We start from the raw sequence: 20,178 nt of genomic DNA, 5'->3' as shown, positions 1-20,178 counted from the left end.
CTCGGGAAATTTCGGGGTCAGGAATCACGGTGCCGGGTGTTTCCGGTCATCGTTCCTGGTCCTTGGACCGGGATCTGCGTCGAAATGGTTCCACGTGCCGGTCCCGCGCATCGCTCATTTGATCAACGAATCCGAACCTGCGGTACAACCAGCGGAAACGCATTTTCCACCGGAGTCCCCGGGGGGTAGTTTCAGGGGTAGCGGGGCGGGCTGCCGGTTGCCCGCGATCCGGATCTCAGACCTCCGCGACGACGGCGGCGAGCCTACCGGCCACGCGACGGGCGGTCTCTGCATCCGCTGCCTCGACCATGACCCGGTACAGCTCCTCGGTACCCGAAGGGCGCAGCAGCACGCGCCCGGTGTCACCGAGCTCCTTCTCCGCCGCCGCGATGGCCTCGGTCACCCGGGAACTGGACGAGATCGCCGACTTGTCCGACACCGGAACGTTGATGAGAACCTGGGGCAGAACCTTCATCGCGGCGGCGAGTTCCTTCAGGGACTTCCCCGTCTCCGCCATCCGGGCCATGAGAGCCAGGCCGGTGAGCGTGCCGTCACCGGTCGTCCCGTTGTCGGGCAGGACGATGTGCCCGGACTGCTCACCACCGAGGGCGAAGCCACCGGAGTTGAGATCGGCGAGAACGTACCGGTCCCCCACCTTCGTGGTACGCAACGTGATGCCCGCCTCCTCCATCGCGAGTTTGAGCCCGAGGTTGCTCATCACGGTGGCGACGAGGGTGTTCTTGCGCAGCTCCCCGTTCTCCTTCATCGCGATCGCGAGTATGGCCATGATCTGATCCCCGTCGACGACCGTGCCCTCCGCGTCGACCGCGAGGCACCGGTCGGCGTCACCGTCGTGCGCGAGACCGAGATCCGCGCCATGCTCGATGACGGCCTGCTGCACCTGGTCGATGTGCGTGGAGCCGCACCCGTCGTTGATGTTGTACGAGTTCGGTTGATCGTGGATGGCGATGACCTCGGCGCCGGCGGCCCCGTAGGCCAGGGGGGTCACTTCGTGGGCCGCACCGTTCGCGCAGTCGACGACGACCCTGATACCGGACAGGTCGCGGGCCACGGCCTGTGACAGGTGCTGCAGGTACCGCTCCTGCGCATCGTGCGCCTCCTCGAGAACACGCCCGATTCCGTGGCCGGTTGGCCCCCCTTCCGGGAGTCCGGCCATCGCCGCCTCGATCTCGTCCTCGACCTCATCGGCGAGTTTGTGCCCGCCCGCGGCGAAGAACTTGATGCCGTTGTCCGGCATCGGATTGTGCGAGGCGGAGATCATCACGCCCATGTCCGCGCCGTAGTCGTCGGTGAGGAACGCCACCGCCGGTGTGGGCAGGACGCCGACCCGCAGGACATCGACGCCCTGGCTCGCCATGCCCGCGGAGAGTGCCGCGGCGAGCATCTCCCCCGAGACCCGGGGGTCGCGGCCGACGATGGCCATCGGGCGGCGTTTGGAGGTGCGGTTCTCCTTGGTCAGGACATGAGCGGCGGCAACCCCGAGGCGGAGCGCAAGAGGTGCCGTCAGCGCCTTGTTCGCCAGTCCACGTACACCGTCAGTTCCGAAGAGTCGAGTCATGTGTCCATTATGCCGGTAGCCCTCTCCCGGCACGCGCGTCGGGGTGACCCAGGTCATCGGCGGAGTCCTGACGGAGGCCCGAACATCATTCCCACCATGCCTGATGGCACCGGACACCGGAGCGGACCCGGTGAATGAATGACCGCCGAACGGAACGACGAAGACCGCCGCCCCACGCGAATGGGGAGCGGCGGCCTTCGGTTCCCACGACGTTCGCGGGAAAGCGGATCCGGAGTGGATCAGCGCTTCGAGTACTGCGGAGCGCGACGGGCCTTGTGCAGACCGGCCTTCTTGCGCTCGACGGCACGGGCGTCACGGGTGAGGAAGCCGGCCTTCTTCAGTGCATCCCGGTCGGCCGGGTTGTAGTTGATGAGGGCACGGGCGATCGCCAGACGGAAAGCGCCGGCCTGGCCGGTGGGGCCGCCACCGCCGAGGTTGGCGTGAATGTCGAACTGGCCCTCGCGGTCGATCAGGGCCAGCGGGGCCTTGATCAGCTGCTGGTGCAGCTTGTTCGGGAAGTAATCCTCGAGGGAGCGACCGTTGCAGAAGAACTGACCGGATCCGGCGGTCATGCGGACGCGCACGATGGCACGCTTACGCCGACCGACGGTCTGGATGGGGTGATCCAGCTCGGCGGGTGCAACCGGGGCATCCTGCTCAGCTTCGGTCGCCTCGGGGGCGATCGCGTCACCGATGGTGGTGGTGAACTCCTCGGTCGCGGCCTGGGCGGCAGCGATGTCGGAGGCCTCGGCGGCCTGGGGCTCGTTGGTGTTGTTCTCGGTCACTGTGCCACCTGCTTGATCTCGTAGGTCTCGGGCTTCTGGGCAGCGTACGGGTGCTCGGAGCCGGCGAAAACGCGCAGCTTCTTGACGGACGCACGGGTGAGCTTGGTGTGCGGCATCATGCCCTCGATCGCCTCGAAGACGACACGCTCGGGGTGCAGCTCCATGGAGCGACCCAGGGTCATGGTCTTCAGACCACCCGGGAAACCGGAGTGGCGGTAGCGGAACTCGCGGTCCCGCTTGTTGGACGAGATGTGGACCTTGTCGGCGTTGATGACGATGACGTAGTCACCGCAGTCGACGTTCGGCGCGTAGAGCGGCTTGCCCTTGCCGCGCAGCAGGTCGGCGACGTGCGTGGCCAGGCGGCCGAGCACCACGTCGGTGGCGTCGACGACATACCACTTGCGGGTGATGTCACCGCTTCTCGGGTGGTAAGTAGACAAAATGACTCCTCTTAAGAGCGTTGTGTCGAAAACTGCCGGCCACGAATCAACGTGCGGATGATCAGGTACGGCGGCCGGTGGAGACCCGCACTGATCCGCTGTCCCCCGCAGACCCTCGCCACATCCGTTCGGCCTGGACCGTTTCGGATGGGTGCGACGGCGTCATCGGGAGACTCCACACACAGACACATCAGCTTAGAGCATGGTCATTGAAACTCCAACCCCGCGACGCGGGACATCAAACGACGACAGCCCCATCTCCCGGGAACGGAAGATGGGGTGTGCGTCAGGACGCCCCGGACACAGATGGAACGGTCCATTTCAACGTAACTTCCGACAAAGTGCTGGGGGACACTGCTGAACGGATGGGCACGGACCGCTCGACCGGTGGCCGAACGGGTCGACGTCCACCGGGAACAGTTGTTCCGATGTGGGTTGTTCCCACCGTCCCGGCTCATCGCGCGGGACGGATCAAGGGACGGGAACACCACGGGCGGTGGGGCGACCTCATGCGCCGCGGAGCCGGCGCGGGATCGGGGAGTCCGGCGGACGATGTGTGGTTGCACAGGAATCCCGCCGGATCCGGTTTTCAACGGTATCTGGTGTGGAACGCGGTCTGTTTGGCATCACCTCCCTCGACCGGGCCGTACCCACGGACGGGCATCACGTCAGCTCCAGCTGGCGGCGGCGCGACGGTTGATCTCACTCATCCGGTCGTTCCCCTCACCCACGGTGCGGGCGATGGTGTCGAGAACGAGGTTGAGTTCCCTGGCCGCGTTGTCCCATTTCTGCTGGGCGGCCCGGTATTCCATGGCCGAATCGCCTTCCCAGGTTTCCGCCATGGGGCGGATCTGACGTTTGATCTCCTCCAGCTGCTGGCTGATACGGCCCGAGGTCGCGCGGATGTCTCCGACGACAGCGGCGATCTCGCCGAACTGGTAGCGGATGGTGGATCCCATGCTGTTTTCCTTACACGTGGTGATCGGGGACCAGGATTCAGAGCTGCAGGCCTGCGACATCGGTCCGGCGGAGGGCATCGGCGTTCTGTGCCTCTACGTTCTCGAAGGCCCCGGCGTTGTTCCGGAGATTCTCGGAGATACTGCAGAGGGACTCCTGGAGCTTGACCGCGGCGGTGTTCCAGCGACCCATCAGCTCATCGAACGACGCCTGTGCGGCACCGTCCCACGACCCACGGACCTGCTCGACCACCGAGCGGAGTCGACCGAGTTCGTTCCGGATGTCATCGTTCGTCGTGTCGACGTTGGCCGCGGCCTGTTTCATGACGGCCGCTTCTGTGCGGAAGATCTGACTCACTTCTGGCCTTTCTCGTTGTCTGAATGTTCGGGATTGTGGAGCACGCACTCCCGGGGGAGACGGTCCCGCTGCCGGGTACCCGTCGCGTGCCTCCCGGATTCCGGACTCCGGGGAAAAAGCTCTCCGTTGTCCGGTGTTCCGGGCCTCGGATTGTGTTTTTGCTCTTTCACTAGGGTGAGACCCACCGGAGCGCCGGTTGGTTCCGCTATTCCGCGATATTTTCCGGACTATCTTCTTTCCGCAGGACAACGCTGTTCACGGCCATGCGACAGATCGCCCGTTGGGCGACCGACGGTGCGGTGCGGGTGTGACACCCGACGCTCATCTGTCGATCGGCCTCGACCCACGTGATCCAGTCCACGAACGATCCGTCCCCGGGATCCTCCCGGTAGGTCACCGCCTGCACTCCGGGCCTCAGGCCCGCGCGATCCGAGCGGTGCAGCACGGGATCGGTCTCCACGCGCATCGCGGCCTCCTTGAGGATCGTCTCCGGAGGTAGACCGAGCGCCGGGTCCGCGGCCAGGTGGACCCGGAGGTCAGGATCCGGCCCCGTAGCCATGACTCCGCCCGCCTTACCCGGGTTCAGGATGTATCCGGCAGGCATCGTGACGCGAATGTCACCGGCTTCGAGCACCACACCGCCCGGTTGCGGCCCCGTCGGACCCGCGGGCGGCTCGGGCTCCGCGCTGATTGCCGCCGATCCGGGAACGGTTGTGGAGGGTTCCGTCGTGGTGGTTCCAGACGCGACGGCAATGCGGTCGGGTTCTCCGACCGGAGCGGTGTCCTCCCACAGGCTCCACCAGGAGACGGCGATGACACCGAGTACGACGGCGACGACCGCCGCGTGGAAAAGGGTCGGCCGGAACGGAGCCCGGTGCCGGCTACCGGATCTCGGCCGCCGGATGGTGGCGGCGCTTTCCCCCGGGCCACCGGTGGCGCTGTGCGCGGCGGCACGGCCCTCACCGGATGAGTGGAGGACGCCGTCATCGACCTCTGCTCCGTCAGCGACCAGAACATCGGCGAGCAGTCCCGCCGAATCCGAATCCGGGTCGGCCGCGATCACCGTGACCCGGGCTCCCTCCCAGCTTCCGCCGAGAAGATCCCTCGCCTCGTCCACCACGGCATCCAGCCACCGGGGACTGTCATCCGGAACCAGATCGTTCCGGAAGATCGTCTGTTGTCCTCCCTCGGTGTCGGCCAGTTCGAAAACGGTGGCGGTCGCCAGGATGGTGATACGCATCGGTTCATGGTCCTTCTGTCGGTTCGGTGGGTCCGGGGTCAGGGATGGGCTATCTGGCAGGTTCCGAGGATGCTTCCGCGGGTCATCCAGGTTCCCCGGCCCGGAGGCTGCGGGACGGGACGAATCCCGAGGAGGGAGCCTTCGTCGCGATCGGCGTCGAGAAGCAGCACAGCGGGGGACTGATCGCGGAGCTCCGAAATGAACGGGTCGTACATCGCCCGGGATGCACCCCCCGCCTTCCGCGTCAGGACGACATGCAGTCCGATGTCCCGGGCGTGGGGGATCAGTGCACGCAGCGGCATCAGTACGCCGTCGGCGAGAAGATCGTGATCCTCGACGATCAGGAAGATGTCGGGCCCCGACCACCAGGACCGCTCCCTCAGTTGTCGTGCGGTGACGTCGCTCCCCGGGAGACGTCCGTTGAGGGTGGCCAGTGTGTCCGCGACCGCGGTCACGACTGCGTCTGACGTCGCCGCGTACACGGCGATCATCGAGTCATCGAGTGTGCCGAGATGCGTACGCCGGGGATCGAGCACGACCATGCGGGCGGCCTCAGGGCCCAGCACGGTGATCCCGGACACGATGGTCGACACCAGCGTGGATTTGCCGGATCCGCGCGACCCGAGGCACAGCAGGTGCCCGTCTGCGTCCGGGTGCCAGGAGAGGGACTCCAGCCGTGGACCCCCGACGCCGAGGATGATTCCGTCAGCCATGTTCCCGGCGCGGTCTCCCGGGCGAAGCCCGGCGAGCGGAATGTCCCCGGGGAGCTCCCGTAGACGGGGTACCGGAGCGACTCCGGATTCCTGAGACCGCCGGAGCACGTGCGCAAGATCCTGTGCCCCGGAGTTCGCCGTGAGCAGCGGCTCCCCCTCGCCGGTGATGCCGCGTCCGGGAAGCGCCGGGAGTCTCTCCTGGGCACGCCTGTCGACGAGGGAGTCCAGCGGCTCGGTGAGTTTCAGTTCCATCCGGTGGCTGATCAGGTCACGGATGGCCGGGCGGATGGCGGTCCATCGCTGAGTGGTCACTATGAGGTGCACCCGGCTTCCCGGTCCTTCTGCTGCGATCCGCGCGAAACACTCCCTGAGATCATCCGACACCTCGATGACCGACTGCCAGCCGTCGACGACGAGGAAGGTGTGTCGGTGTTCGACCTCGTCAATCAGGCCGATCACCTCGTCGATGATGCGCCGCGTCTTCTCCGGCTCGCCTCTGCCCGCGCACCCGGCGACGTGTGGCAGCGCCCCCAGGTCTCCGAGACTCCGCCCGCCGTAGTCGAGAATGTAGAAGCGGATCTCGTCGGAACCGTGGGTGACGGCGAGGGACAGCATGATGCTGCGCAGCGTCGTGGACTTACCCGTCTGTGGCCCACCGCAGACGGCCATGTGTCCACCGGTCCCGGTGAAATCGACGGTGTACGGATCCTGGCGTTGCAGGAACGGCCGGTCGATGATTCCCACCGCACATGTCAGGAAACCCGACTCGCCCGGGTGCCGTAGTTCGTCGCGTGATCCGGCGATTCGGTGGATCTCCCCCAGACTGATCGATGCCGGCAGCGGGGGCAGCCATATCCGGTGTGCGGACATCCCCCGTACCCCGGCAGCTGTGACGGCCGCGGAGACCACTGAATCGAGCAGCGTCGGCCCACTCTCCCCCGGCCCGGCCCGCAGGACCGGTACGTGCATCTCATTGACTTCCACATCCGACCAGGTGTCGAAGTGACGCACCTCGGGTCCCATCCCCGGAGCAGGAGACCCCGTGGTGGTGTCGGCCCGGCTCGGCGCCGAGACATATGCGGCGCGGAATCGCGTCAGCTGCTCCGCCTCCGCCCGTAGATAGCCGGTACCGGGTTTCGGGGGCAGGAAGTACGCGTCTGGAACCCCCAGAACCTGGCGCGATTCGGCTGCCGAGAAGGTCTTCAGCCCGATCCGGTACGACAGGTGCGACTCGAGTCCCCGGAGTCGCCCCTCATCCAGCCGCTGGCTGGCCAGCAGGAGGTGCATCTGCAGCGAACGGCCGAGCCGACCCACCGCGGTGAACAGATCCGCGAAGTCCGGGTGCTGTCCGAGAAGCTCGGAGAACTCATCGATGACGATGAGCAGGGCCGGCAGGGGGTCGAGATCATCGCGCTCCCGTGCCGCCGTATTGTGGTCGGCGACGTTGGCGAAGCCCCCGGCGCGACGCAGCAGCTCCTGTCGTCGGTTCATCTCCCCGGAGATCGCGTCGTGCATACGCTCGACGAGGTGCGCCTCGTCGGAGAGGTTCGTGATCACGGCCGATGTGTGTGGCAGTCCATCCAACCCCAGGAACGTGGCCCCACCCTTGAAGTCCACGAGCACGAGGTTGAGTTCCTCGGGGGTGTGGGTGGCAGCGAGCGCGACGACGAGTGTTCTGAGCAGCTCGGATTTACCGGATCCCGTCGCTCCGATGCACAGGCCGTGCGGGCCGACTCCCCCGTGGGCGGATTCCCGGATGTCCAGTACCACTGGTTTCCCGGCGTCATCGACGCCGATGGGCACCGCCAACGGGTCCGCTCTCCGTCTGTTCCACAACTCGGTCCCGGTGAGTTCGGACATCCCACGGAGTCCGAGGAGCGTGAGCAGATCCGCGCCGGCCTCCGGGTCAGTGTCGTTCGGGGGACGCCGGTATCCGGTCAGCGATCTGGCGAGCGCCGTGATCTCATCTTCCGTCAGTGTGTCCGCCGTGCCGAGTTCCTCCCGGCCGGCGTTCGAGACCACGCTGACGGCGCCGTCGACGTGCAGGAGGAGACCGTCGGTGCGGGCGATCTCCCCCAGTTTCGTACCCGGTCGGGAGTCGATGTCGATGACGGTGGAGACGTCTCCGCCGATGGTGATCCCGTCCCGGTGCCCCGGTCCCGTGATCATCACCCGGAATGCGGCATCTTCCGGGTGCCGCGAATGCGGCAGCCATTTCATCCAGCCTTGTCCGGGAAGGGTGGAGGTGATGCCCAGCGCATCGGGTCCGTGGTGGAACACGAGCTGGGCGATGAGCGCCCGGACCAGTCCCTCCGCCCCCGGGCCGTGCACACCGATCACGGGGAACGCACCCAGGTGCACGGCGAACGGAACATCGCGGACGACACCGATGGTGTGCATCATCTGCCGCAGCGCCACCATGCAGACGGGATCGAGGTCCTCGGGGGCACCGGTGTCGGCGACGGTGATCGGGGTACACAGCCGTACCGGCCCCAGCCCGAATCTGACTTCGAGGGCGTCGGGGTCCGTCGCCCTCCTCTCCCACATCCTCGGTGAGCCGGCGCGACTGTGCAGGCTCACCGGATCCGGATGGCGGTGGAACTCGTGCATCCGCTGTTCCGCGGCATTCCGGCGGGCGCGTTCGGTGACGGCGGACAGGTGGCGGAGGTACACCCTCCGCTGTTCGTCGGGGTCGTCCGGGCCGGAGGGGTTGACCATGGCGAACATGCTCACCAGCATCATCAGGGGAAACAGGAGCAGCCCGGGATTCATGCCCCGCCCACCCATCATCATCAGGCCGATCATCGCCGCCAGAACCAACACCATGACCAGCGGCATGAGCAGGCGTACCAGTGGAATGGGCCGGGGCCTGGCGGCAGGCGGAACCGGGTCGACGTTCAGCTCTCCGGCCGGGAGTGGTGGCGCAGGTTCGCGTTCGGCGGGACTCAGGGGAACGACGATTCCGTCGTTTCGGGGAGGGGACACGGCGGTTCCTCGTGTTTTCCGGGGTCAACTCCGGCGGAACCACTTCCGGACGCCGACCGTCACCTACCCGCGGTCGCGCGTGGTGATACGCAGTGATGGATGGTGCCGCCTGGCGCGGCGATCGACGATGCGATGTGGTGTCCGACGAAAAAACGTGCCCGGATCCCCAAATCCGGCTGGACTTAGGCGCGAGTATAGGCCATCCTAAGTTTGGTTGCACAGGTTCCACCTCGCCTATCGGCCGGGTCCCGCTTCATCCGGGACACGCCACGAGGTTGTCCGATCATGCCGTACGCAACCATCCCACAGGGGGAACCAGTGGCCGTCGACCACGCTCTCCGCATCACCGTCCGTATCGCCCCGGATGCCGTTGATCTACACCCGGACGCTTCCGACCTTCCGCCGCCGGAGATAGATCTCGTGCTTCCGGTGCGCGCCAGTATCGCCGAGATCCTCCCGGAGATTCTGGCTCTCGCCGGTCTACCCGGTCACCCCGGCCCCTGGGTGGCATCCACCGCGGTGGGGGTTCCCGTCGAGACAGCGGTCCCCCTGACTCACACGGCTCTCCGTCAGGGCGGGATTCTCGTGCTTTCTCCGGGAGAAGTACCGGAGGCCCCGGTTCTCCGGGATGCCGCGGAGATACTCTCTGACGGGGATCAGCGCAATTCCCCCGGAGGCCTCGGGACGGTCGCCGCCGCAGTCGGCGTGATCACCTGTGCACTGCTGGCGGTCACCGGTACGTTCCCCGGAAGTGCTCCTCTCCCCGTTTCCCTGCGGCTCGGGCTGCTGGGTCTGCTCTGTCTGGTGCTCGCATCGCGGATCAGCTCCCGGGCGGACGGTTCGGGGGGCCCGACGATCGCGGTACTGGTGACCGGGGTCGTGGCGTTCTCCATCGCAGCGGTCATCGTGGGGATCCTCGACGGAGCTCCGGTCGGTGTCCATGAACCGGATGCCGCCGTGGGGTCGTCCGTCGTCGGTGGGTGTCTCACCGGAGCGGTCGTTCTCACACTCTGCTCGTTTTGTTGCCGGATACGACGGGAAATCACCGCGGCGTTGACCACCTGCATCGTCCTCGGCATCGCGGGTGCCTGCGTCGCCCCCGTGGCCCGGAACTACGCGGGGGTGGCCGCAGCGACGATCGCTTTCGCGCTGATCGCCGTCACTGTGCTGCCGTCTCTCACCATCAGGGTGGCTGGATTGACCGTCCCGCGGTTACCTCCGGCCGGTGAGCACCTGGGGGTCCCGGAGGATCCCGATCCGGCTTCGGACGCACACGCCGCATGTGCCCGGGGGCTGCTCGCCGGGGCCCTGGCCGGGACCGCTCTCCTGGGTGGTGGCGGTACCCTGTCCGTCGGATGGTCAGGGGGTGGTTTTCCCGCCGCGCTGTGTCTGGCCGTGACCGTCGCCACTGTTCTCCACGCGCTCCGGCACCACGACCCGCTGGCGGTGTGGGCGCTGTGGATCTGGTCGCTGTGTGCTGCGGGAGGGACCGTCCTCGCGGGGGTGCGGTCCGATTCGGTGGGTGTCGCCGTCGTCAGTTCACTGACCGCCGTCGCTGTTCTCACCGTCCCCTGGTGGGGCGGGCGTGTCGCGGAGTTCCGGCCGGTGGCGGTCAACTGGATGGAACGGGTGGAGACGCTCGCCGTGGCGGCTGCCCTCCCCCTCGCCGCGCACGTTCTCGGGATCTTCGCCCTGATCCGGGGGCTCGGATGAGAAGGATCCTGACCGGTTCCGGAATCGCGGTGATGTGCGTCTGCGTCGTAGTGCCGGCGTCCGCGGAGCCTCCTCCCGGTCGACTCCCCGACCCGGACTGCGCGGTCGTCGTTCCGGCATCCCCCGCTGACGTTCCCACCCCGGACGATGTCCCGGAATCGCTGGCGGTGGCCCACCGGTTCGCCACCGGAGCCGGCGTCCGGGTCGCCGTCATCGACACGGGCATCACTCCGCATCCGCGCCTCCCCCCGGTGATCCCCGGCGGTGACCTAGTTGTCGTCGGGGAACGACGCCCGGAGGACCCACAGCTGCCCGAAGGGGCGGTGGACGACTGCGACGCTCACGGCACTATCGTCGCGGGGATTCTCGCGGCCCGCCCCTCCCCCGGAGACGGCTTCGTCGGGGTGGCCCCGGGAGTCGAGCTCATCAGCATCCGGCAGACCAGCAACCGCCGCGCCGCGGAATCCGTCGGTGCGGGCGGAAACCTCGCCTCGCTCACCGACGCCGTCAACCTGGCACTCGACCGGGGAGCCCGCGTGATCAATATCTCGCTCGTCAGTTGCCTTCCTCCCGGTGACGCCGACCGCGTCGACGCCCGTGGCCTGGATGCCGCGCTCGACCGTGCGGAGGAAAACGGGACGGTGATCGTCGCGGCTGCCGGCAACGTAGACGAACGGTGCCCGGTGGACAGCACCGTTCTACCCGCGCACCGCCCCACCGTCGTCGCAGTGTCGGCTCTGGAGGATGCGCACACCCTCGCCGGATACTCGGTCCCGGGACCAGGCCCCCTGCTGTCCGCTCCGGGGCGGGTTCCCCTCGCTCTGTCCCCGGATGGCACTGGTTTCGCCGTGGGACTGGCGGAGTCGTCGGGTCCCAGGGCCTTCGAGGGGACGAGCTTCTCGGCACCCGTCGTCAGCGGGACCGCAGCGCTGCTGATGGAGCTGCACCCGACAGCCACGGCAGCCGGCATCCGGGCCAGGCTGGCCGGTGCCGTCGACCCGGCGACCGGAGCGGTGGACCCGGTCGATGCGGTGACCCACCTCCCCGCCGATTACCGGGGCACCCCGCATCCGGTCACGGTCACCGCTCCCGTTGCGGCCTCCAGCGGGGTCCGGGCCAGGACCGGGGTGACCGTGACGATCCTGCTGTGCGTCATCGGGACGATGCTGACCGTCCGGTACACGAGGCTTTTCCGGTTGCGGCGGACGGGTGGGAATCCGGGTCAGTAGCGTGGCTCGAGTGCCCGGTCCCGGGTGAGCGATTCACCGGCGGGTAGCAGCCGGAGTATCGACCAGGGGGCGGCGGTGGGCGTCGTGACCCCGATGATTCCGAGTTCTCCGGCGCCCCCGACAGCGTGCCTGAGCCCCGTGTCGGAGATGAGGTAGTGGCCGTGGCCGGTGTCCACGCCGATTCCGCTGGCGACGACCGGCGCATACCGGGTGGCGGTGGAGTCACCGGACAGGGCGACACCCGCACCCGGCGCGTAGATCCCCGGGCCGGGAACCACGTCCCCGACGACCCCCAGGTGCCCGTCGTCGGCGATCGCGCAGACCGTCACCTGCCCGGGGTCGATCCAGTCGAGTTGTCGCTCGGGGAGCCTGATGTCCTCGGGGGCCGCGTCCGGGCGTGCGGCGGGTCCGTCCTGCGGTACGGCGCGTTCCACGGCCCCGAGATCGAGGAGTATCCCCCGTTGCAGCGGACTCAACGGGAGTATCCCGTCCGCCCGGAGCAACCAGGATTCCCTGCCGCTGCTCAGCAGCACCCCGGAGTTCGGCGGGCGCTCGTAAGGGGGTAGTTCAGGGAACACATTGAGGATCTCCGGTGGCGGCTCCCAGACCGGGGTTTCCGCCGTGATCCCGAGCCTGCGGCGCAGCACCCGTCCGAATCGGGTCGTCGGGTCCGGCAGGGCCGTGCGCCCCGCGGTGGTCACCACGTGATCCACCCCGCCAGCTCTGGCGTACAACCCGGAATCTGCGGTCGGTCGGGGTGGCGGGGGGCCGACCGTGACCGTTGTGTCGGTGGTCGACCGGCAGACGCTCCACACCAGATCGCCCGGAACCTCATCCGCGACGGGTCCGGGGGCTCCGGGTATCCCGACGGGGACCCCGCGTTCCATTTCGGCCAGTACCGAGTCCGCGGCGTTCACGGGATCCACGGCCGAGCCCGCGATCAACCGGGCGGACACCAGGTTTCCGACCGGATGGAGCCGGCCGTCTATCCGCGCGTAGAGGGCACCTGACTCCGCTCTGACGACGGCGGCGTCCCCGGGGTCGGGTTCAGGGACGAAGAGGGCCATCGCTCCGGCGGCGATCCCGGCGAGTACGCATCCGGCGACACCGAAGATGATTCCCCGGCGACGTCGGCCGAGTGGATCATGGATCATCCGGGTGTCGCCCGTGACGAGGCCGTGTTCCAGGCGGCGGACGAGAAACCTGTGGCCGCTGACCTGGGCACGGGTGGTCGGAAGCAGGAAGTGGTTCATCAAGGGCTCCGAGGGCGGGAGTGGACTGGGCGTGCAGGGCCCGTACGCCCGCGCCCTTGATCGCGGGAAGCGCGCCGGTCCGGGCGTCCCCTGCGTACCGGACCGGTCCAGTGGAAATCATGGGATTCCCCGGGCGACTGCTTCCCGGAATCCTATCGGATCCGCAGCCGGTCCGGTACCCCTGATGACCGGTGGGTGTGTGCTATTCGGCCGCCTCGACGGCTTCCCTCCGTGCCCTCTCCAGGTCGGACTCGAAGTGTTCCACCGGTCCCCGCAGGAGCCTGCTCGGCCGGTGGTGATAGGGGCGCAGTCCGTCGCCCGAGTTCGCCGGGGCGACACCGGCTTCCGCGCGGGTCGGCAGCGGGGGCAGTGGTTCAGGTGAGTTGCCGGGCCGGCGCATCCGGTCCAGCTCGGAGTCGGTGAACCACTCGTTGACGGCGTAGATGGAGACCTGACGGTCCTTGTAGACGGGTGTGACTCCCGGGGTGTTCCAGAGCTCGACCTCCATTTCCGGGATCGGCTCCTGGAACGCCCAGAAGTTCGGCGGCGACACGTAGATGTAGTGGACCTTCAGCTTCTGTGCTGCACGGTCGACCTCGTTCTCCATGTTCGGGTTGTCGAGATTCCCGGTACCGAGCTGATTCGGGTTCCAGAACAGCCGGTTCGTGGCACTGGTCACGGGAACGGTCGGCCACAGGTAGTGCCGGAACACATTCGGCAGCCCGTTGTACGGGTACATCCACCCGGAGCCGTCAGCGGGATTGCTCATGATCGTGCCCTCGTAGGCCAGCGGTTGCTTCGCCAGCCAGCGGTACGCCTTCAGATCGGTCGAATCGACCATCCGGCCGTCCCGCGCGGCCCCGATCGCGAAATCCGAGACGAACTGCATCTCATCGTCGGCTTCCTGTACGAGGAACAGACCTCCGATCAGGGCGGCGATGACGGAGAGTGGAACCGAGACAAACGCGGCGCGCCGGATCGGTCCCAGGAGAATGAGTCGCCCCACGGCCGCGAGAGCCACGGCAGCGGCCGCGGCGGTGAACATGGCCACCGGCATCACCAGGCGGTGGGCCGTGTTGTAGTGCAGGGAACCGATCTGCGTCGCGAGATCGCTCCACCACGTCTCGTCGAAGGGCAACAGGGAGTTCACCGTGACCACCACGCTGATGAACCAGAACAACGGTGCCCAGAGATTCCGGCGCCAGATGACCAGGATCACGCCACCGGCCAGTGCCGTCCAGAGGAGTGGTTCGTTGATGCCGAAGGCCTCGGTGTGGCGGGTCTGCATCTGGATCGCGGCCCACCACGACTCACTGCGGGTCAGGTCCTCGTAGGCGACGAAGGATTTGACCTCCTCACTCTGGCCGAGGCCGGTGAGGATCTGCGGCAGCAGGATGAGGGTCGCGGCGAGGCCCGTCGCCGCGAGAATCAGGAAGTCCCGGGCACGGGAGATGATACGTCCGCGGAGGTTCACACCCGGATTCACGGGACTCCACACCAGATACAGAAGCCACCACAGTCCGAGGACGAGGAGGACGATGGTGGCGGCGGACGGGTGTGTCTCCACCATGCCGACAAATACCAGCGCCGCGGCAAAGGCGCGGACCGGGGCCGCCGGAACGGACATGAACAACGCCAGGACAATGAATGCCATCCCGATCGCCGCGAGATAGGGCCAGGCCCCGACGTAGTAGCCGATCCAGTAGAGAACCGGCATGGGCACCACGATGATCGCGGCGAATCCGGCCGCGATCTGCGCGGTCAGTCCCCGGTTCCCGACCAGCCGCCACGCCAGCACGGAAGCGGCCAGGGGAAGGAGCAGAGCCGGGAGCACGATCGAGGTCAGGTTGATCGCCGCGATGGGTGATATCCCGGTCAATTCCCGCACGAGTGCCGCACCGGCGTGCCAGGCCGTCGGGTAGAACAACACCTCGCGTGACTCGGTGTTCTGGAGTTCCCCCATCCGGGTCGGGGACGCTACGCCGGTCTCCTGGATGAAGCGCACGACACTCGCGTGCCAGTGGACATCCCATCCCTGGAAGATGTTCTCCAACCCGTACCGCGTATCCCGGAGCAGACCGAGACTGCGGGACGTCAGCAGAACGAAGGCGACCAACACCCCGGACGCGGGAAGAACCCAGACCGGATCGAAGATGGAGCCGACGAGCCACCGCTCCTCCCGTTTCCGGGATCGCTCACGGACCTCCTCCGCACTGTGCACGCCGGGTTCCGCGGGGATCTCCTGCGGTGTCCGGGGCAGGGTAGGACTGTCTCCGCGGGTTTCCCCGCTACCCGAGGTAGCCTCAACGGGAGCAGTGGCAACCGACCCATCACCGGAGCATTCTTCGGTGTGCCCGGATTCCACCTCGGGTGTCGGGCTGTCCTCCTCGCCGGTCTCTCCTGTGCCCGCGGCCAGGTTCGTGGGTGCATCATGAGGGGCTTCGGCCGGGGTAGGGGGGTCGAGCTCGTCGCGATGTGCGGAGTCGTGTTCTTCCCCCGCTTTCGATCGCTTCCGCCGGACCACGGTCAGGGCAGCCAACCGCCAGCAGACCGCGAGAACAAGAACGAACCCGGTGAACAGGGAGACACTCCGTACGTCATAGGCGTAGGGGGTCAGTCCGTAGAACCAGGCCGCCAGCCCGTAGACACCGAAGCTCGCCGGGACAGCGGCGGCGGCGGCCCAGGGGGTGCGCACCCCGGAGACCCGGCAGATGAGGAATCCCGGAAGCGTGAATACCAACACGGAAACCAGAGCGGTCTGGTACAGGTCCATGGGACGTCCTCACCTCCTAGTCATCGGCAATCGGCTGCCCACACCGGAGCAGACACATCTTCTTCCGGAAGATCGCTTCCCCGGAAACCCTCGAACAGAGCGTTCAACCACCAAAGTCTAACCCGCTCCCCCCGGTGCGCTCGCAGGACGCGCTCCGCCTTCGTCAGTTGCCCCCGGAGCGGCCTCGAAGTAGGGGTTCCTCTCGGGGCATCCCTTTCCGCGCGCGCGGTGTTCCTCCCCTTCGAGGACCCGAACACCGCGAGTCTGTTCAGCGCGTTCCGCGAGTTCCGCGTCGTCGGGGTAGTCGACACCCACGAGGGTGAGGCCGTTCGCCGGAGCCACGGGGACCAGCTGGGACCGCTTCCTCTCGTCGAGAAGCCCCGCGGTGAAGCCGGCGGGTCTGCGCCCCTCCCCGACGGCCAGGCAGGCACCCACCAGGGAGCGGACCATCGACCAGCAGAAGGCGTCCGCGGTGACCTCCGCGAGATAGAGCTGAGGTTCCGCGGGCGTGGAAATATCGTGCCAGGTGAAAGCCTGGAGATCACGGACGGTGGTGGCCCCCTCCTTCGCCCGGCAGAAGGCCGCGAAATCGTTCAGCCCGGTGAGAATCTCGGCGGATTCCCGCATCACCGCGAAATCCACGGGCTTCGACCAGTGCGCGGTGTCCCTCGCCCGGGTGGGCAGCGCGCCCCGGGGATGGGTGGTGACCCGGTAGGCGTAGTGCCGGCGAAGTGCCGAGAAGCGGGCGTCGAAGCCGTCCGGTGCGAAGGAACACCGGTGGATCCTCACATCCTCCGGGAGCAATCTGGCGAGTCTGCGGACGAGATTCGAGGGATCGTCATCGATTGAGCGGGTGGTCAGGCTCGCACGCGGCACATCCACGTGGGCAACCTGGCCGGTGGCGTGAACGCCCGCGTCGGTGCGCCCCGCCACCGTCAGCCTCACCGGGTGTCTCAGGACCTTGGAGAGCGCATCCTCTATGGACGCCTGAACGGTACGGATTTCCGCACCGTCGGCGGGCTTCTGCCGTGCCCAGCCGTGGAAATCGGTGCCATCGTACGCGAGGTCGAGGCGGAGCCGGACCGTGCCGGAGTCTTCGGTGGTGGGGTACGGGTCTTTCACAGCGGACGAGTCTACCGGTACCGGCACCGCACGCGGACCGACGTCCGGCGGCAACGGTGTTTCCCTGACCGGTGGAACGCGAAAACCCACGTTCCGTGCCCCCCCTTTTAAGAGGGGCACGGATCGTGGGTTCCGGTGGTGGCCGACCCGCGGTACGGGCCGGCCGGAGAGGGAGAATTACTTCTCTTCCTCGGCCTTCTCGGGCTCAGCTTCGGTCTCGGCCGGGGTCGGGGCCTCGTCCTGCTCAGCCTCGGCGGCCTCTTCGGCGGCCTGGGCGTCGGTGGACTCGTCAGCCTCGACCTCGACGACCTCTTCCTCGGCCTTCTTGGAGGCGGCTGCGCGGGCGGCACGGGTGGCCTCCGCGGAGACGGTCTCCTCGAGGACGAGCGAGATCTGGCTCATCGGGGCGTTGTCGCCCTTGCGGTTCTCGAGCTTGATGATGCGGGTGTAGCCACCATCGCGGTTCTCGAACTTGGGTGCCAGTTCATTGAACAGGTAGGCGACGACGTCCTTCTGGTTGACCAGCTTCAGGACGTTGCGGCGATCCGCGACGGTGCCGCTCTTGGCCTTGGTGATGATCTTCTCTGCGTAGGGACGCAGCAGCTTAGCCTTGGCATCGGTGGTCTTGATAGCGCCGTGCTCGAACAGCTGGGCAGCGAGATTCGCCAGGATCTTCTTCTGGTGCTGCGCCGAACCGCCGAAACGGGCGCCCTTCTTGGGCTTGGGCATTGGGGGTACTCCTCGTGTACGTGTGTGTGAGCGCGGCGACCGTTATCCTGCGGTTTGTGGACCGCAGCGGCCGCCTGGGCGTGCTACCCGGGTTTTACTCGGAATCGTCGCCGTCGATGTCGATGAAGTCACCGGTCTCGGCGTCGTATCCCTCGATGGTGGAGGGATCGAAGTCCTCGGGGGCGTCCTTCAGGGTCAGACCCAGGTTGGCCAGCTTGATCTTCACTTCGTTGATCGACTTCTGTCCGAAGTTACGGATGTCGAGGAGGTCCGACTCGGTGCACTCGGCGAGCTCACCGACGGTGTGGATCTCCTGACGCTTCAGGCAGTTGTAGGAGCGAACGGAGAAGTTCAGGTCCTCGATGGCCATGCTGTAGTTGGCGTTGGTCTCGGTCTCCTGGGTGGAGGGGCCGAGATCGATGCCCTCAGCGTTGGTGTTCAGCTCGCGGGCGAGACCGAACAGCTCGACCAGGGTCTTGCCTGCCGATGCGAGAGCGTCACGGGCGGTGATGGAGTTCTTCGTCTCGACATCGATGACCAGCTTGTCGAAGTCCGTGCGCTGTGCGACACGGGTTGCCTCGACCTTGTAGCTCACCTTGAGCACCGGGGAGTAGATCTGGTCCACGGGGATGCGGCCGATCTCTCCGGTGTCACCGGTCAGGGTGGCGGGAACGTATCCACGTCCCCGCTCCACGACCAGTTCGATGTCGATCTTGCCCTGCTCATTCAGGGTGGCGATGTGGAGGTCCGGGTTGTGGACCTCGACACCCGCCGGCGGCTCGATGTCGGCTGCGGTGACCTCGCCGGGGCCCTCCTTGCGGAGGTACATGACGACGGGGTCGACCGAGTCCGAGGACAGCACGAGTCCCTTGATGTTCAGGATGATGTCGCTGACATCCTCCTTCACACCCGAGATCGTGGTGAACTCGTGGAGGACGCCCTCGATCTTCACGCTGGTCACCGCTGCGCCCGGGATGGACGACAGCAGGGTACGACGCAGCGAGTTACCGAGGGTGTAACCGAAGCCGGGCTCCAGCGGCTCGATGGTGAACCGGGAGCGGGAGGAGTCGATGTACTCCTCGTGGAGCTCCGGACGCTTTGAGATGAGCATTGGTTGAAGATCTCCTTCTGTGACGCCCGCTATTTGACGTCAGTAGGCAGACGATAAGACGGTGTGGACGAATCCACGTGACGGTTCGCCGCGGATCCGCTCCTCCGCCCCCATCCGGAGACGGGCGGCGGAACAGTGACCGCGGGATGAACCGGTTACTTCGAGTAGAACTCGACGATGAGCTGCTCCTGCAGCGGAACGTCGATCTGGGCACGCTCGGGCAGCTGGTGCACGAGGATGCGCAGGGTGTCGGGAACAACCTGGAGCCAGGCGGGGACGACGGAGTCGACGAGCCGGTCCTGGGCGTCCTCGAACCATTCCATCTTCCGGGACTTCGGACGGACATCGATGATGTCGTACTGGGAGACCTGGAAGGACGGGACGTTGACCTTCTTGTTGTTCACGGTGAAGTGACCGTGGGAAACCAGCTGGCGTGCCTGACGGCGGGTGCGGGCGAGGCCAGCGCGGTAGACCACGTTGTCCAGCCGGGACTCGAGCAGGATGACCAGGTTGTCGCCGGTCTTGCCGGGGCGACGGTTCGCCTCGGCGTAGTAGCGACGGAACTGCTTCTCCATGACGCCGTAGGTGAAGCGGGCCTTCTGCTTCTCCTGGAGCTGGAGCAGGTACTCCGATTCCTTGATGCGTGCGCGTCCCGCCTGTCCCGGGGGGTACGGGCGGCGTTCGAAGGCCATGTCCCCGCCGACGAGGTCGACGCGGAGACGGCGGGATTTACGGGTGACTGGGCCGGTGTAACGAGCCATAGTGTGTCTGTTTCCTTTCCCTGCTAGACGCGGCGACGCTTCGGCGGACGGCAGCCGTTGTGGGGCTGGGGCGTCACGTCGGTGATCTGGCCAACCTCAAGGCCGGCGGCCGAGAGGGAACGGATAGCGGTTTCGCGGCCCGAGCCCGGGCCCTTGACGTAGACGTCGACCTTCTTCATGCCGTGCTCCATCGCCTTACGGGCGGCGCTTTCGGCTGCCATCTGGGCGGCGAAGGGGGTCGACTTACGCGATCCCTTGAAGCCCACGTGGCCGGAGGAGGCCCACGAGATGACGGCACCATTCGGGTCCGTGATGGACACGATGGTGTTGTTGAAGGTGGACTTGATGTGTGCGGCGCCGTGCGCCACGTTCTTCTTTACGACGCGGCGGCCAGTGCGGCGCGCGCCAGAGCGTGCTTTGGGAGGCATAGG

General features: G+C 66.9%; 16 protein-coding genes. 2 read left to right on the top strand and 14 right to left on the bottom strand.

The features are described 5' to 3' along the window. Positions 1-235 precede the first annotated feature (235 nt). The 7 genes from glmM to eccCa form a co-directional block, all read right to left on the bottom strand. On the bottom strand, positions 236-1,579 hold the full coding sequence (glmM, locus tag JDV75_RS10030; protein ID WP_198739068.1) for a phosphoglucosamine mutase: 1,344 nt from the start codon (positions 1,577-1,579) through the stop codon (positions 236-238). Positions 1,580-1,818: 239 nt separating this feature from the next. Continuing rightward, the gene (rpsI, locus tag JDV75_RS10025) at positions 1,819-2,364 is read right to left on the bottom strand and encodes a 30S ribosomal protein S9 (protein WP_198739067.1); all 546 of its coding nucleotides are present in this window, start codon (positions 2,362-2,364) and stop codon (positions 1,819-1,821) included. Further along, positions 2,361-2,804 carry a 50S ribosomal protein L13 gene (gene rplM, locus JDV75_RS10020; protein ID WP_198739066.1) on the bottom strand — a complete coding sequence of 148 codons (444 nt, stop codon included), beginning with the start codon at positions 2,802-2,804 and terminating at the stop codon, positions 2,361-2,363. The genes rpsI and rplM overlap by 4 nt, the downstream gene beginning before the upstream one ends. 668 nt (positions 2,805-3,472) lie before the next feature. After that, on the bottom strand, positions 3,473-3,763 hold the full coding sequence (locus JDV75_RS10015; protein WP_198739065.1) for a WXG100 family type VII secretion target: 291 nt from the start codon (positions 3,761-3,763) through the stop codon (positions 3,473-3,475). 37 nt (positions 3,764-3,800) lie between these two features. After that, positions 3,801-4,118, bottom strand: a complete 318-nt coding sequence (locus tag JDV75_RS10010; RefSeq protein WP_198739064.1) for a WXG100 family type VII secretion target — start codon at positions 4,116-4,118, stop codon at positions 3,801-3,803. Positions 4,119-4,323: 205 nt separating this feature from the next. Next, entirely contained in the window at positions 4,324-5,358 is a 1,035-nt protein-coding gene (locus tag JDV75_RS10005) for a type VII secretion-associated protein (RefSeq protein WP_198739063.1), read from the bottom strand. Positions 5,359-5,396: 38 nt separating this feature from the next. Next, entirely contained in the window at positions 5,397-8,813 is a 3,417-nt protein-coding gene (eccCa, locus tag JDV75_RS10000) for a type VII secretion protein EccCa (protein ID WP_418884397.1), read from the bottom strand. Positions 8,814-9,341: 528 nt separating this feature from the next. Between eccCa and eccD the strand changes: the two genes are divergently transcribed. Both eccD and mycP read left to right on the top strand, forming a co-directional pair. Further along, entirely contained in the window at positions 9,342-10,769 is a 1,428-nt protein-coding gene (gene eccD, locus JDV75_RS09995) for a type VII secretion integral membrane protein EccD (protein ID WP_198739062.1), read from the top strand. Continuing rightward, complete coding sequence (gene mycP / locus JDV75_RS09990; RefSeq protein WP_198739061.1) at positions 10,766-11,998, top strand: type VII secretion-associated serine protease mycosin; 1,233 nt, start codon at positions 10,766-10,768, stop codon at positions 11,996-11,998. The genes eccD and mycP overlap by 4 nt, the downstream gene beginning before the upstream one ends. Here the strand turns inward: mycP and eccB are convergent. The 7 genes from eccB to rpsK form a co-directional block, all read right to left on the bottom strand. Continuing rightward, positions 11,992-13,251 (bottom strand): type VII secretion protein EccB, encoded by a 1,260-nt coding sequence (gene eccB / locus JDV75_RS09985; protein ID WP_198739060.1) that lies wholly within the window; start codon positions 13,249-13,251, stop codon positions 11,992-11,994. The genes mycP and eccB overlap by 7 nt on opposite strands. Before the next feature lie 202 nt (positions 13,252-13,453). After that, positions 13,454-16,024 carry a DUF6541 family protein gene (locus JDV75_RS09980; protein ID WP_198739059.1) on the bottom strand — a complete coding sequence of 857 codons (2,571 nt, stop codon included), beginning with the start codon at positions 16,022-16,024 and terminating at the stop codon, positions 13,454-13,456. A gap of 117 nt (positions 16,025-16,141) precedes the next feature. After that, positions 16,142-17,146, bottom strand: a complete 1,005-nt coding sequence (gene truA / locus JDV75_RS09975; RefSeq protein ID WP_198739058.1) for a tRNA pseudouridine(38-40) synthase TruA — start codon at positions 17,144-17,146, stop codon at positions 16,142-16,144. A gap of 177 nt (positions 17,147-17,323) precedes the next feature. Continuing rightward, the gene (gene rplQ, locus JDV75_RS09970; RefSeq protein ID WP_198739057.1) at positions 17,324-17,875 is read right to left on the bottom strand and encodes a 50S ribosomal protein L17; all 552 of its coding nucleotides are present in this window, start codon (positions 17,873-17,875) and stop codon (positions 17,324-17,326) included. 94 nt (positions 17,876-17,969) lie between these two features. Continuing rightward, on the bottom strand, positions 17,970-18,986 hold the full coding sequence (locus JDV75_RS09965; protein WP_198739056.1) for a DNA-directed RNA polymerase subunit alpha: 1,017 nt from the start codon (positions 18,984-18,986) through the stop codon (positions 17,970-17,972). Between the two features lie 155 nt (positions 18,987-19,141). Continuing rightward, on the bottom strand, positions 19,142-19,747 hold the full coding sequence (gene rpsD, locus JDV75_RS09960) for a 30S ribosomal protein S4 (RefSeq protein ID WP_198734918.1): 606 nt from the start codon (positions 19,745-19,747) through the stop codon (positions 19,142-19,144). 23 nt (positions 19,748-19,770) lie between these two features. Continuing rightward, positions 19,771-20,175: a 30S ribosomal protein S11 gene (gene rpsK / locus JDV75_RS09955; RefSeq protein ID WP_198734919.1), complete on the bottom strand. Its 405-nt coding sequence runs from the start codon at positions 20,173-20,175 to the stop codon at positions 19,771-19,773. Positions 20,176-20,178: the final 3 nt, after the last annotated feature.

Origin of the sequence: Corynebacterium meridianum (assembly GCF_016342265.1) — a bacterium.
In the GTDB taxonomy this organism is placed as follows: Bacteria; Actinomycetota; Actinomycetes; order Mycobacteriales; family Mycobacteriaceae; genus Corynebacterium; species Corynebacterium meridianum.
Note: the sequence above shows the minus strand (reverse complement) of the source record. Positions and strands in the feature narration are given on the sequence as shown.